Source organism: bacterium (assembly GCA_029210545.1).
GTDB lineage: Bacteria > BMS3Abin14 > BMS3Abin14 > BMS3Abin14 > BMS3Abin14 > JARGFV01.
Genome location: JARGFV010000016.1, coordinates 21,190 through 34,142, shown reverse-complemented (window position 1 = coordinate 34,142; position 12,953 = coordinate 21,190). Strand labels below are relative to the sequence as shown.

12 protein-coding genes are annotated in these 12,953 nt (G+C 57.0%); 7 read left to right on the top strand and 5 right to left on the bottom strand.

Annotation, left to right across the window (positions count from 1 at the left end; genetic code table 11):
* Window positions 1-181: 181 nt before the first annotated feature.
* The 3 genes from P1S46_03195 to P1S46_03185 form a co-directional block, all read right to left on the bottom strand.
* Window positions 182-790 carry a trimeric intracellular cation channel family protein gene (locus P1S46_03195; protein MDF1535493.1) on the bottom strand — a complete coding sequence of 203 codons (609 nt, stop codon included), beginning with the start codon at window positions 788-790 and terminating at the stop codon, window positions 182-184.
* 211 nt (window positions 791-1,001) lie between these two features.
* Window positions 1,002-2,213, bottom strand: coding sequence for a putative sulfate/molybdate transporter (locus P1S46_03190; protein MDF1535492.1), 1,212 nt, complete (start codon window positions 2,211-2,213; stop codon window positions 1,002-1,004).
* Between the two features lie 212 nt (window positions 2,214-2,425).
* Window positions 2,426-3,511: a sulfite exporter TauE/SafE family protein gene (locus P1S46_03185; GenBank protein ID MDF1535491.1), complete on the bottom strand. Its 1,086-nt coding sequence runs from the start codon at window positions 3,509-3,511 to the stop codon at window positions 2,426-2,428.
* A gap of 238 nt (window positions 3,512-3,749) precedes the next feature.
* Here P1S46_03185 and P1S46_03180 point away from each other — a divergent pair, with 238 nt between their 5' ends.
* Both P1S46_03180 and P1S46_03175 read left to right on the top strand, forming a co-directional pair.
* Window positions 3,750-5,324: a sigma-54 dependent transcriptional regulator gene (locus P1S46_03180; GenBank protein ID MDF1535490.1), complete on the top strand. Its 1,575-nt coding sequence runs from the start codon at window positions 3,750-3,752 to the stop codon at window positions 5,322-5,324.
* Between the two features lie 286 nt (window positions 5,325-5,610).
* Window positions 5,611-5,892: an isochorismatase family protein gene (locus P1S46_03175; GenBank protein ID MDF1535489.1), complete on the top strand. Its 282-nt coding sequence runs from the start codon at window positions 5,611-5,613 to the stop codon at window positions 5,890-5,892.
* 466 nt (window positions 5,893-6,358) lie between these two features.
* On the opposite strand, the gene P1S46_03170 is transcribed toward P1S46_03175, so the two are convergent.
* Window positions 6,359-7,063, bottom strand: coding sequence for a PilZ domain-containing protein (locus P1S46_03170; protein ID MDF1535488.1), 705 nt, complete (start codon window positions 7,061-7,063; stop codon window positions 6,359-6,361).
* A gap of 36 nt (window positions 7,064-7,099) precedes the next feature.
* The gene (locus P1S46_03165) at window positions 7,100-7,804 is read right to left on the bottom strand and encodes a response regulator (protein ID MDF1535487.1); all 705 of its coding nucleotides are present in this window, start codon (window positions 7,802-7,804) and stop codon (window positions 7,100-7,102) included.
* Window positions 7,805-8,141: 337 nt separating this feature from the next.
* On the opposite strand from P1S46_03165, the gene P1S46_03160 reads away from it, so the two are divergent.
* From P1S46_03160 to P1S46_03140, 5 genes are all read left to right on the top strand, one after another.
* Window positions 8,142-9,167: a GDSL-type esterase/lipase family protein gene (locus tag P1S46_03160; GenBank protein MDF1535486.1), complete on the top strand. Its 1,026-nt coding sequence runs from the start codon at window positions 8,142-8,144 to the stop codon at window positions 9,165-9,167.
* A 449-nt stretch (window positions 9,168-9,616) separates the two neighbouring features.
* The gene (locus tag P1S46_03155; GenBank protein MDF1535485.1) at window positions 9,617-10,360 is read left to right on the top strand and encodes a DUF169 domain-containing protein; all 744 of its coding nucleotides are present in this window, start codon (window positions 9,617-9,619) and stop codon (window positions 10,358-10,360) included.
* Window positions 10,361-10,442: 82 nt separating this feature from the next.
* Window positions 10,443-11,123: a DUF554 domain-containing protein gene (locus P1S46_03150; GenBank protein MDF1535484.1), complete on the top strand. Its 681-nt coding sequence runs from the start codon at window positions 10,443-10,445 to the stop codon at window positions 11,121-11,123.
* A 268-nt stretch (window positions 11,124-11,391) separates the two neighbouring features.
* Window positions 11,392-11,697, top strand: a complete 306-nt coding sequence (locus P1S46_03145) for an antibiotic biosynthesis monooxygenase (protein MDF1535483.1) — start codon at window positions 11,392-11,394, stop codon at window positions 11,695-11,697.
* Between the two features lie 44 nt (window positions 11,698-11,741).
* Window positions 11,742-12,536 (top strand): aldo/keto reductase, encoded by a 795-nt coding sequence (locus tag P1S46_03140; protein MDF1535482.1) that lies wholly within the window; start codon window positions 11,742-11,744, stop codon window positions 12,534-12,536.
* Window positions 12,537-12,953: the final 417 nt, after the last annotated feature.

The window sequence follows — 12,953 nt, the reverse complement described above, 5'->3', positions numbered from 1 at the left end:
AAGGAAAGGGAAAACGACGCTTTTCCCTTTCCGTGGAGCGAAAAGTCCCGGATTGGACTTTTTGCGACTCTATCAAGTTTGATGCTTGAGGTTGAAACCCGAAACGCAAAACCCAAAACCCGCGAAGCGAAGCTCCGCGCACCTGGAACCTGAGCGAAGCGAACACCCAAAACCCGGAGCCTCAGTCGATCTTCGCCACCGGCAGTGACCAGTGCCTGTGAATGGCGATGACACGGATGATGACGACAACGAGGGCCGCGATCACGGCGGTGAGCGATTCGCTGAGGCCGAACCGGTAGAGGATGTAGTAGAGGATCCCCCCGAAGATGCAGGCGGTGGCGTAGATCTCCTTTTGCAGGATAAAAGGCACCTGGTCGGACAGGACGTCCCTGACGACCCCCCCGGCCGTCGCGGTCATGACCCCCATCATCACGGCTACAAGGAAGCCGGCATTGTACTTGAGGGCCTTGCCGGTGCCGATGACCAGGAACGTTCCCAGCCCCAGGGCGTCGAAGTAGAGGAGGGGCCTGTGGAGAAAGTCCAGGCTGTGGTGGAAGTAGAAGATGAAAAGGGCTACGACGATGGACAGGTAGAGGTAGTTCTCGTCCGTGAAGCAGAAGGGAGGGACGGTGCCGAGAAGGATGTCCCTGATCGTTCCGCCGCCCACGGCGGTGACGAGGGCGAGGACCACGACGCCCAGCAGGTCCATCCTGCGCTGAACGCCGGCGAGGGCGCCCGATGCGGCGAAGGCGGCTGTTCCCAGGAGGTCTAGGAAGTAAAGGACGCTCACGGGCAGATTTTAGCACAGCGCTGTCTGCGGGGGGAAGAAGGAGAAGGGTCCCGAAATCCGCGATTGGTCTGAAACAGCCCCCGGTCGGGGCATCGGAGAGGCCGTTTTTTCGGTTCGGGTCCGAAGAAAATGTCCGGGCAGCGTCAGGAACTGTTGATCGACGCCCCGACCCCGGCCGGAGGGGCCCAATCGACGGATTCCGGGTATGGCATCAGATTTTCAATCTGTCGGACTTTAACGCATACGCTATTCCAATACCCAGGATGAAGCCGACGGCCAGGTTCGAGGCAAGGGTCACCCCAAGGATAACGAGGGAAACGAAAAGGTCCTTACGATTCTTCATGTCAATAATCTCAAGTGAAAGCTGGCTTCCCGCAAAAAAGAGCAGGATGCCCAGGATCGAGATCGGGACCAGGTACAGTATCGAGAGTACATGGGGTCCGAAAAATACGGCCAGAACGATAAATATGGTTCCTATGATGAGGTTCGACCCCGCGGTACGCGCGCCGAAACGGTAATGCGCGGCCAGTCCGCCGGCGCCGTGGCAAAGAGGCATGGCGCCCAGAAAGAACCCCGCGAAGTTGGCCACGGCCATGCTGATGCAGCTGGATCTTAAGGTTACTTTCCTTGAGTCTTCCTGGAAATACTCGTGAGACAGGTCGACATAGGCAACAACCGCGTTCCCGACGGTCATGGGTATCTGAGGAAGCACCAGGGCAAGGAGCACAAACGTGAAGTCAGCCTCCTTCGGGAATCCAAAGGGAAGGATCGACGGGAAGTTCAGCCCGGAAAAAAGGTCGTGGATCGCACCGTCGAGACCCTGGTGTGTACCGAGAACCACTCCAAGTGAAACGCCGGCAGCTACAATCACAAGCCCCGCGGGAAATGTCCTGTTTTCCAGGAACAGCAGCGTCAGGAAGCCTCCTGTTACACCGATGAGGATCCCGATGGGTACAGGGCCCAGGCTCTGAACTTTCATGAATGGTTCGGCGGCCTGGTGCAGTATCTGGAACTTTGAGCCGCCGGTTATGAACCTGACGCCTTCTGCCATCAAAAGAACACCCGTAGACAACTGGACACCTTTGATCACCGGTTTCGGTATGTATTTTCCCGCGATGGAAATAGCGTTTGTCACACCGATGATCAGGAGGAAGAAACCGACCAGGAACCCGGAAGCCGATATCTGGGCCGCGGTCATATTGGTCGCGATGGCATACGCCCCGATGACCTTCATGGGCTGGACCGGTACCGTTACGCCAAAGTAGATCCCGGAAAATACGTAAAAACAACCGATGACAAGGAACGAACCTGCAGGGTCCAGGCCGTTTATAAGGATCATCCCCATGGCCATCGGAAGCAGAGTCCCGAGGTCTCCCAGCGAGCCTGAAAACTCCATGCGATTGAATTGATATTTTTCAGGCACTATTTATTACCTCGCGAAAAGTTTCTTCAAGCTGCTTCGCGAGGCGGGGCTAAAATAATCGTTTTTCACCTCACCCTTCCTCCCCCTTGAGGGGGGAGGACCGAGGTGGGGGTGAACTTGCCCCCTCACCCCGACCCTCTCCCACGATGGGGAGAGGGAGAATTAGGAAATAGACTATTCTAGACCCACCCCGACCCCGCTGCTCCGGGGGATCAATAAAACAGCCGTGTCATTGCCTCCGGGACCGCCTTCCAGAAGCACCATACCGCCAGTATGCAGCAATAAAGGGGTACCAGCGTCCTCCACGCCTTTTCCGGGAAGATCCGGGTAGCGTAGGGGGCGGCAACAGCGGCCACCATGCTGCCCAGAAGCATGGATGGGAGCAGGATGAAATCGATGACGGTACCCATGCGCAACATTACCAGCCAGACGACGATGGAACAAACACATACTGTTCCTTCCGAAATTGCCGTGACAGCCAGCATGCTTTTCACCGGCACACCGGAAAGGATCCCCCCAACCGTCACCACCGGGCCGTATCCGCCCCCTCCGACACCCTTGTTGAACCCGGCCATGGCACCGAAAAAGAACATCTTTCCGGGTTTGTAGGCCCGATCCTTTCTCGCGACAATCAGCGAAGAGACGCCCATGACAACAAGCAGGATCGCGACATAGACCTTGATCCAGACTTTGGCCATCTTCAGTATCCCGTAGACAGCCGTAATGGAAAAGACCACGGCCAGGCATCCGATGAGGGAAATGATCAGCCAGAGTTTCACCGTCTCCGACATCGGCTTGAACTTCCACTCCACATTTCCGAACTCATTATGAAGAAAAGCTCCTGTCAGCCCGGCGACCGCCTGCTGGATCATCACGGCCGGTACGATCTGAATGGGGTCAAAACCAAGCAGCATGAGCAGGGGCGTGATGGCGGTACCATATCCCATCCCCGCGGCAGCATCCAGGAACTCCAATATTATGGCGATCCCCACCACCCCCCACAATATGCTCCAGGCGTCGGTGCCGGCCCATCCCCTGGCCATGATGAATTCGGAGGCGACACGTTGGGTGGCGCTGAAGGGATTGCCTGCCAGCCAGCACCCGACCAGGAAAACCGTGAAGAAGGAAATCATCCCGACGAGAGCGGCCCGGACCATTCTCCTGTCAGGTTTGAGCCGCTCCAGGACGGTGGGTTTATCACGTTCCAGCTGCCTGGCCACCTCCCAACCGAGGGTGGTCACAGCTTCCGCCGAAGCGATCTCGCACGGTACGGTCCTGACTTTTGATTGCAATTCCATTGTTTGTCCCCCAGCTTGCTGGTGGCCTTTTCCAGGACCGGTTGCGCGGTTAATATTCCAACGGATGGATTGACAACAGACAAAGCAACAATTGTGCCGCTATGCTCAACTCCATAACCTGTTGAATTTTATGGGGAAAAAGTACTGTTTGGGAGTTGCTTGCCATTGACACGTGAAATATGATAGAAATATTTCATATATGCGATAAATATGTGCTTTACGATGGGGAAAGGGTGACATGGAACGAATACCAACACTACTTATGGGTATCTGGCGGGAACTGTTCCAGGACAGCGATATCCAGGGGGCCACAGAGCGGATAGCGCTGCTGATACGAGAGCATCTGCCCCTTGAGCTTCTGCTGGTTCAGCGTATCAACCTTCAGCAGTCACGCATTGAAACCGTGGGAACGGGCGTGGCCGGTAACGTTCCACCGCCGGCCCGGACACGTAATATTGACTCCACTGATCTCGAGCGGCTGCTCGCCTGGTGTCGGAAAGGCGAGATCGCCCATTTTACCGGGGATGATATCCGGGAGCGTGAGCTGTTCCTGCCCGGAGGGATGGAAGGGGAACTGGTGGCAGGACCGTTGAGCTGTACCAATGGAACCCTGGGCCTGCTGCTCCTTTTGAGCCGGAAGTCAAAATCGCTGAGCCCGCGACACAGGGAGGTCGCGCGGGCGCTGCTGGAACCGTTCAGCCTGGCCCTCGACAAGGCGGGCAGGTTCCGCGAAATGAGGACCGAGCATGAAACGGTCATGGCGGAGCATCACTCGCTGTTGATGAAACTGGGCCGCCGTGAGATCGGCCAGGATATCGTGGGGGCAGAGTCCGGCCTGCGCCAGACGATGTCCCTCGTTGAGGTGGTAAGCCCTTCGGATGTCCCCGTTCTGATCGTTGGTGAAACGGGGTCGGGAAAAGAGGTGGTGGCCCGTGCTGTTCACTCCCGTTCCGGGAGAGTATCAGGCCCGTTTATCCGCGTGAACTGCGGCGCCATTCCCCCTGAGCTTATTGATTCAGAACTTTTCGGACATGAGAGGGGTAGCTTCACAGGGGCTGTCGGGATCAGGAAGGGATGGTTCGAGCGGGCCGATGGAGGAACGCTGTTACTGGACGAGGTTGGTGAATTGCCGCCGGGCGCACAGGTACGCCTTCTTCGGGTTCTCCAGGATGGAACCTTCGAGAGGGTCGGGGGGAACCGTCAGCTCAAAGTCGACGTTCGCGTTGTGGCTGCCACCCATCGTGATCTGCAGGACATGGCAGCAAAGGGACAGTTCCGCAGTGATCTGCTTTACAGGATCGCTGTATTTCCCATTTTTCTGCCGGCTCTCCGCGAGCGGCCTGAGGATATGGAAGCGCTTGCGATACACTTTTCTTTGCGTGCGGCAAGGCGTTTTGGATTGCCGGCGCTGACACCTACACGGGAAGAGGTGAATCAGCTCGTTTCCTACAGCTGGCCGGGTAATGTCCGTGAATTGGCCAGCGTGATCGATCGGGCCGTTCTTCTGGGGAACGGCAAGGGCCTGGAAATAGGCAGGGCTCTTGGATTCTCAGGCCCGGCGGCCGGCCTTCCGGAAAGAGACCATCCCCACGAGGCAGCTTTGTCCGGCTCTCCCCAGGTTTTTCCGTCACTCGATACTGTCATCGCAGGACATATCGAGGCGGCATTGAGGGCGACAAACGGCCGTATTGACGGTCCTCAAGGCGCCGCGGGACTTCTGAAGATCAACCCGCACACCCTGCGCGCCAGGATGCGAAAGCTTGGCATTGACTGGAAAGAGTACCGCCAGGTGGACATGACTCCTTTGCCGTAAAAGTCAGCGCCCGGGAGACGGGGTATGCTGGGAGAAGGGAGAGAAAAGGGACTCAGGGCAGGGCAGCAGGAAGCAGGGTGCAGACCTGGAAAGGTTCGGTGCAGTAATGCACTTCCTGCACCATCTGCACCCGTTAACTGTTCCGGGTCCTTCCGTTCAAACTTTTACGTTCCCGTGTAAAGGGCAGTTCCCGCCAGTTTTCCCTTCCGCGGATGGGTTCACCCTTTACGAAGTCGAAGGGGAGCTTCACGCCAGGTCCTGGACACTGGGTGGAGGGATCGGGACAGTGGAGGGACTCGACAGCGACCTTGCGAGGATCGCCGGGTTCATGTCGTTCATGTGCTGCGATACAACGGCCAGAAACGCCCATTCGAGGGGGTACAAGGTCCTTTTCGTTCAGGACGCAACGGCCACCATCGACCTTGGCGACATCCCGGCAGCCGATGTCCATGGGGTAACAGTTGCGGTGCAGGGGTTCATGTTCTCGGAGGTTGTGCTGCCACTCCAGATCCCCAAAGCTGATTCACCACAGAGCTACAGAGAACACCCTTCGACAAGCTCAGGGTAGACGGAGAAAGGCGGATAAACCAGGGTAAGGCCCGGGCGTGTGCCGCCAATGCACGGGATTTCACCACGGAGTCACGGAGAAATGCGGAGAAAGGCGGATAACCTGGGTTCAGGCTCGGGCCGGTGCCGCCAATGCAAGCAGGGTAAGAACCATTTTCCCTTCATGGCTTTCTCCCGGCGGGAGAAAGATTTCTTCGAAATCCGCTGGATGAGGCTTACGACACGGGCTGGAAATACATTTCAATCCCGTTCGTCAAGCCTCGACCAGCTCAGGTGAAGGGAATAGCTTAACCCCTTCCGATCTCCTCCGTGTTCGAAGCCTGTCACGCCAGCGGCGTGATGTCTCCAGTGAGTCACATCCTTATCGTGACGAACGGGTGGTAAAAAAAGGTTTAATCCCTTACAACCACCGCTTGATCTAATTCGCGGGTACTTATTTCCCGGATGAACCTGGAATTGATTTACACCTACCTTGCCGGCAGTTCCGCACTCGTCAGGTGGTACTCCATGTAAAGGCTGAGGATGGTCCGGATCGTTTCCGAAATATCTGTGAACATTACCCCCATCCCGGCCGGAAGCTCCTCTGAATCGCTCTTTATCGAATGGATGACCCTGCCCTTGAAATCGAACAGCTTTCGCAGCCCCGGAAGTTTGAACTGGACGCCCAACCCCGTTTGCGGGGGAAGCGGGGACATGGTTTTCAGGTAAACGCCTCCTTCCCCGATGTTGAAAGACCAGAGGGAAAACTGCTCCAGGCCCCGGAGAATCCGGACAGGGATGCTGACAGGCACACGGATATCTTTCCTCGTGCTGGAAAGGCACCGTTCGAGATCCTGGAAAAAGTGCCTGACGGACAGTGGCCTTTGCACGACGCCTGCAAACCCGGCTTCGAAAGCTTCAGTCCTGCAGGTTCGGTCACCGCTTGAGCTGACGTGAAGTATGGGAGCTGTGGACAGGGACGGGTCTTCCTTGAATATCCGGCAAAGTTCCGTGGGCGTATAGTCCATGACTCCCTCGCCGATGATGACGGCATCGGGGAGGCTCTGCCGGGCGTAGTAAAGGCCCTGCCTGCCGTTTTCGGCGGCAAACAGCCTGTAGCCAAGGCGCCCGACGATGCGCTGGAGGTATTCCCTTTCGTTCTTCGACGGGTCTATGATCAGTACCCACTTCATGGCAGTTCTCCCTGGCGACAGCAGCCGTTCCCCGTATCAGGACGGGACGGCGGCCTTCGTAAGGTAGTTCTGCATGTAAACCTTGAGGAGTTTTTTCAAAGCCTGAGCGATATCAACGAACTTGATCCCCATTCCCGGAGGACAATCTTCGGTGCTTTTCTCGAGTGTGTAGACGACCTCGCCTTTCAGATCGAACAGGTTGTTGATGCCGGGAAGGCAGAACTCGAGCCCCAGGAGCGTCCTGCGGAACATGGAATCCGGGGAGGGGAGGAACAGGCCGCCCTCTCCGAAAGTATGGGTTGTGTAGGGGAACTTCCGGTCCTGATAATCCACTGTGACCGGTACGGACATGGGCGCCCGGATCACCACCCTGCCCCTGTCGGAAAGACATTTCTCCAGTTTCAGGAAAAAATCCTGTATGGACATGGGGCGGTTGATGATCTCGGCGAACCCTGCCTTGAGCGCCCTGTGCTGGAAAATGAAATCGGTATTAGAGCTTGCCATGAGCACGGGTGTCCGGGTGGTCATGGGATCTTCCTTGAGGGCCCGGCAAAGGTCAAGTGGGTCCTTGTCCGGCAGTTTGTCTCCACAGATGATGGCATCGGGCAGGCTCTCACCCAGGAGATGGATGCTTTCCTCCGCGCTTGAGGCCCTGAAGGTACGATAACCAAGCCTGGTGATCACGCGGTTGAGGTAATTGAAATCGAATTCTGACGGTTCGACAATCAGGACCCATTTCATTTTCGTTCACTCCTTCTCCACAAAACCGAACAGGACAAGGTGTATCCTCTGGCACTTATTCTCGTGCGCGTCGCTGTATAGTAAAACAAGCAATCTCCATGCCAAGATTACAAAATCGTAATCCCTTATATTCCGGGCGGGTAGACGGTCAGCGGCAACCGGATGTCAATAAAGTATGAAATATTTTCAGAAAAATACGACGAAATGAGGTAAATAACAAAATTAGACATATATTCGTGTCGGTAACTATGGCCCTCGTTTTCGACAGTGAGCTGTTACAATAGGTTATCACTCCATGACCTGGAGCCAAAGCTTTTATTTGTCCAGGGACGATGAATTGGCTCTTGTCGATAGAAAGTTCCCGCGGATCTCCACCACCCTTCCCTGCGCTTTTACAGTGGCAGGTGAGAACCTGGCCGGTGTGGTCAAGAACCTTTCAGAAGGAGGAGCCTGCATCCAGACACCATCACCGCCGGCCGAGGGGACTGTCCTTGATCTGAAATTCGCTTTGCCTGGGGATACATCAGTCCGGAGCCAGGAGAGGATCATCAGTCCAATGCCCACCCTTTGGCAGGCTTCCGACTTCGTTCTGACGAGCCGCGACGGACAGGCAGGGCTGGGAAGTGCGGGGTTCAATGGAAAAGCGCGATTGAGGATCGAGAATTATACCCAGAACCCGAAGCTCGAAACGCAAAACCCGAAACGCGTTCTGAACCTCGGCCTGACAACTCTTTTACCGTTACTTTTACTATTGCTGACCACCGGCTGCGACCGGAAAGGCGGCGAGTTAAAAGCGGGGTTCGAAGGCGGGCAATACCAGACCGTGGTGGCTTTCGGTGACTCCATCGTGGAAGGGTATAACCAGCCCGAGGGATGGCCCGAGATGCTGGCCCGCGATCTCGGTGCCCGTTTCGGAGGCGTCGAGGTGATCAACGCCGGTGTCGCCGGCAACACGGCGGCCAACGGCCTCGCCAGGCTGCAAAGGGACGTCCTGGACCGTGATCCGGATCTCGTCCTCATTGCCTTTGGCCTCAACGACATGAAGGACGGTGAGTCGGTGGCGGTTTTTGCCTCGAATCTCGCTTCCATGGTGGACGGCATCCTCGCCGAGGGTGCACAACCGGTGCTGCTCACCACTACCCGCCTTCAGAAAGGCGCGAGCATCCTGGGACGGGTCGACCCGGCCCCCTTCAACGAAGCTATCCGGAAAATCGCCAGCGACAGGGCCATCCCCATTATCGATGTCAACGACAGGTTCAGGGGTTATAATACGCCGGAGTATTTGATGGATGTGGCGCACCCTAATCAGGATGGTTACCGCCGACTGGCGGACATCATCAGGATAGGGCTTGTCGGAGAGTAACCTTCCCTGAGAGGGGGGGGGAGGGGGAGAGAGGTTGAATGACCTTCAGCTTTGGAAGAGGGGAAGAGGAGAAAAACCATGGTGCAGGGCGACTCGTCCATCCTGCCTGGGGCGGAGGGCGGGAAAGTGTTTGTCATTGCGAGTCACGCCGTTGGCGTGACGACGCAATCCCGGTAAACGCGAGATCGCTTCACCTGGGAATCTGTTCGCGATGACAGAAAAGTGCTGGTTACGCACTGCTCTTTGAATCTTGAATCTTGATGACTTCGCAAAAAGTCATCAACGCGCCCCGCGCGGGGCGCCCAGATCAATGACTTGCACTGTAAGTCATTGATCTGTGAGGAAAGGGGAAACCACGCTTTCCCCTTTCCGTGGAGCGAAAAGTCCCGGATTGGACTTTTTGCGACTCTATCAATCTTGAATCAAAGCCCGACAAAAAGGATAGTCAGATGAACGAAGCCATACGGGAAAGTTTCCTGGAATACTGGGCTCATTTCTTCCCCGGTGCGGATCTGCCCTTTGCCATTTTCTACTCCGACGACGGGAAATACGAGAGCGACGTGCGGTCCCGGGATGGGTTCGGGTGCATGATCGGCCAGTTCAACCTGGTCCTGAAAGGGGAGCGGGTGGCCTTTACCGCCGGGTCCATCGGGTGTCAGGGAGGGGTGAGGTACTCCGGTTTTCCCGTCAAACCCAGCCCTGACCTCGGAACGTTCCTCTCGTGCGGTGTCCCCGGCAAGGTCGAAGGGCTGCGGCTGAAAAAAAACTCTCAACTGGTCGAGGCCTCCTTTGTGGACTATGAGATCCCGGCGGCCTTGGGCAAATACCTGGTGGCGACGAGGATCGACAATCTCAAGGCCGATGAGTGCCCCGAGGTGGTGGCATGGCTGGCTCCGCCCGACGTCCTCACGGCCCTGTTCCACCTCGTGGGTTTTTCCAGGGCCGACCGGTTCTGCGTCATCTCACCCCAGGCCTCGGGATGCGGCGCCCTCGTCAGCTTTCCCCTTGCCGAGCGGGGGAAGGAGGAGCCGAGGGCCGTCATCGGAATGTTCGACATTTCCGCCCGTCCTTATGTTAAAAAGGGCGTTCTGTCCTTCGCAGTCCCCGTGGACCTGTTCGCGGCCATGGCCGGAGACATGGGGGAGAGCTTCCTCATCACAGACAGTTGGGAGAAAGTTAAACAGCGGCTGTGATGAGGAGTCCAAAGTCCAATGTCCAAAGTCCAAAGGAGTTAAACTTGGAACCTGAAACCTGGAACGTGGAACTGGAGTTCCCATGATTCTGAAGGGAACGCTGGTCAACATCCTGGCCGTTATCGCCGGATGTGTCGTCGGGCGCACCCTGGGGCACCTCATCCCCGAGCGCATGCGCCGGACCGTCATGATGGGACTGGGCCTGGCGGTGCTCCTTATCGGGTTCCAGCTGGCCCTCCAGTCCCGCAACCCCCTCATCGTCATCGGGGCGCTGCTCATCGGCGGAATCATCGGGGAGGTTCTGTCCATCGAGGCTCACCTCGAAAAGATCGGGCACAGGCTGCAGGACCGTTTCAAGGATGCCGGCAACGTGGCCGAGGCGTTCGTCACCGCCAGCCTCCTTTACTGCATCGGGGCCATGGCCATCATGGGTTCCATCCAGGACGGCCTGGGGCTAGAGCCCACGATCCTCTACGCCAAGTCGGCCCTCGACGGCATCGCCTCGGTGGCGCTGACCTCGACCCTCGGGATCGGGGTCATCTTCTCCGTGGTTCCGCTGTTGATCTACCAGGGAGCGATCACCCTCATGGCGGTCTCGGTCCAGGGGTTCCTCACCGACCCGGTTGTGGCGGAGATGAATGCCACCGGGGGTCTTCTCATCGTTGCCATCGGGCTGGATATCTTACAGATCAGGAAACTGCCGATTGGCAACTTGTTGCCGGCCATTTTTGTGGCAGCCGGGATAGCGATAGTTCTGGGATAATAGAAAATAGAAAATGGAGAGCGCAGGTCCCAGGGCGCAGGGCGCAGAAAAACAACTGCTTTTAGCTGATAGCTTATAGCTGTGATAGTAGGTTTTATCCAATAGGACCATGTCTACTGAAAGGAAGGTGCTGGGGGAAGGGATGAATTAGTGCTAAGGAACAGGTGATTAGAGATAAGGTTTACCATATCACCTATCTCTTTTCTCTTAGAACTGTTTCAACAGATTGCCCTTCAACGCGTGCCGTTATAGAACAAAGGAGATTTCCATGAGTAAGGTCCACATGATGACCCTTTACCGGATCAAGCCGGACAAGCTCGACGAGGTCACGGCCGCCGTGGCCGAGTTCGTCGCTGCCGTCAAGGAGAATGAGCCGGCTGTCCTTTTCTACGAAGCGTACAGGGGTGTGGGGGACGTCTCCTTTTTCCACCTCATGACCTTCGAGGACGCCTATTCAGAGGAAAAACACCGCTCCACCCCCCACATGTCGGTCTTCGTCCAGAAACTCTCCCTCTGCTGCGAGGAAGAGCCCGGCTTTGTCGACCTGGAGCTGGTCGGGTCGAATGTAAGGTAAATGCGGAATGTGGAAGGTGGAATCCGGAATGGGAGGCAGGAACCATGAACTTTACCAACCACACCACCCTAGGCCGCACCGGCCTCTCCGTCAGCCGTCTCGGTTTCGGGGCTTCCTATCCGGCACCGGCTCATTCCCTGGAAAAGGCGTTCCACGAGAAGGGCCTGAATTTTTTCCTCTGGGGCTCGGGGCGGCGTGCCCCGATGGCAGATGCGCTGAGAAACCTGACGCGTTCTCACCGTGATGATGTGGTGGTGGCTTTCCAGACCTACGACAAGTCAGGTATGCTCATGCGCCGTTTTCACGAAAAGGGCCTGCGCCGCCTGGGCATCGATCACGTGGACCTGCTCCTCATGAGCTGGATGCGGGGCGTTCCCAGGGGCGGGATGCTTTCAACGGCTCTGAAGTTGAAGGAGGAGGGGAAAGTGCGCTACCTGGGCATCTCCACCCACGACCGCCCCCTTGCCGGGAGGATCGCCGCAGACCCTCAAAGCCCGGTCGACGTCCTCATGGTCCGATACAACGCCGCTCACACGGGGGCGGAGAAGGATATCTTCCCCCACATCCCGTCAGAGAACCCGCCCGGGATCATCTCGTTCACCGCAACCCGGTGGGGCCGGCTGGTCAACCCGAAGAAAATGCCCCCTGGGGAAAAGCCCCTCACCGCCGCCGACTGCTACCGCTTCGCACTTTCCAGCGGCCACGTGGACATTTGCCTCACCGGTCCGCGCACCGCGGCCGAACTCGACGAGAACATGGCCGCCCTGGACCTGGGACCGCTGTCGGAGGAGGAGATGGAGCGCGTACGGCGCATCGGCAGGCATGTTTATGGGAAATAGCCGGGAGCAGTCGTAAGGAGCCGGGTTCCAGCTCTTTCCCCCATGCTCCCACGCCCACGCACCCACGCTCCCATGCCCCCTTCGCATTTTCCCCGACACTCCGATACCCCGATACGTCGTTTCCTCCCCGCTCCCATGCCCCCTTTTCCCGATACCATGACTTTCCCCGTGTCTGACTTACCCACGGAGTAACCCAGCTACCAGATATGCAATATCCGGATAATCCACCTGAAATTGCCGACTTTATTTAAAAAAAGTTGCGTGAATTTAAACGTATGTTACACTTATGAAACAAGCTTTGGGGGCTTTATCCTTCTCGTTCTTGGTAAGGATTCCTGCCGGGGGGCAACCGTTTGTATCCTGATCCAATCCATAATTCTACATGTTGTTACGGTGATGATTCCCTGTGCCCGATCC

Excerpts from the sequence above, each read along its gene's own strand:
- P1S46_03185 (MDF1535491.1), bottom strand. The coding sequence starts at position 3,511 with ATGGAATTGCAATCAAAAGTCAGGACCGTACCGTGCGAGATCGCTTCG.
- P1S46_03180 (MDF1535490.1), top strand. The coding sequence starts at position 3,750 with ATGGAACGAATACCAACACTACTTATGGGTATCTGGCGGGAACTGTTC.
- P1S46_03170 (MDF1535488.1), bottom strand. The coding sequence starts at position 7,063 with ATGAAGTGGGTACTGATCATAGACCCGTCGAAGAACGAAAGGGAATAC.
- P1S46_03165 (MDF1535487.1), bottom strand. The coding sequence starts at position 7,804 with ATGAAATGGGTCCTGATTGTCGAACCGTCAGAATTCGATTTCAATTAC.
- P1S46_03155 (MDF1535485.1), top strand. The coding sequence starts at position 9,617 with ATGAACGAAGCCATACGGGAAAGTTTCCTGGAATACTGGGCTCATTTC.
- P1S46_03150 (MDF1535484.1), top strand. The coding sequence starts at position 10,443 with ATGATTCTGAAGGGAACGCTGGTCAACATCCTGGCCGTTATCGCCGGA.
- P1S46_03145 (MDF1535483.1), top strand. The coding sequence starts at position 11,392 with ATGAGTAAGGTCCACATGATGACCCTTTACCGGATCAAGCCGGACAAG.
- P1S46_03140 (MDF1535482.1), top strand. The coding sequence starts at position 11,742 with ATGAACTTTACCAACCACACCACCCTAGGCCGCACCGGCCTCTCCGTC.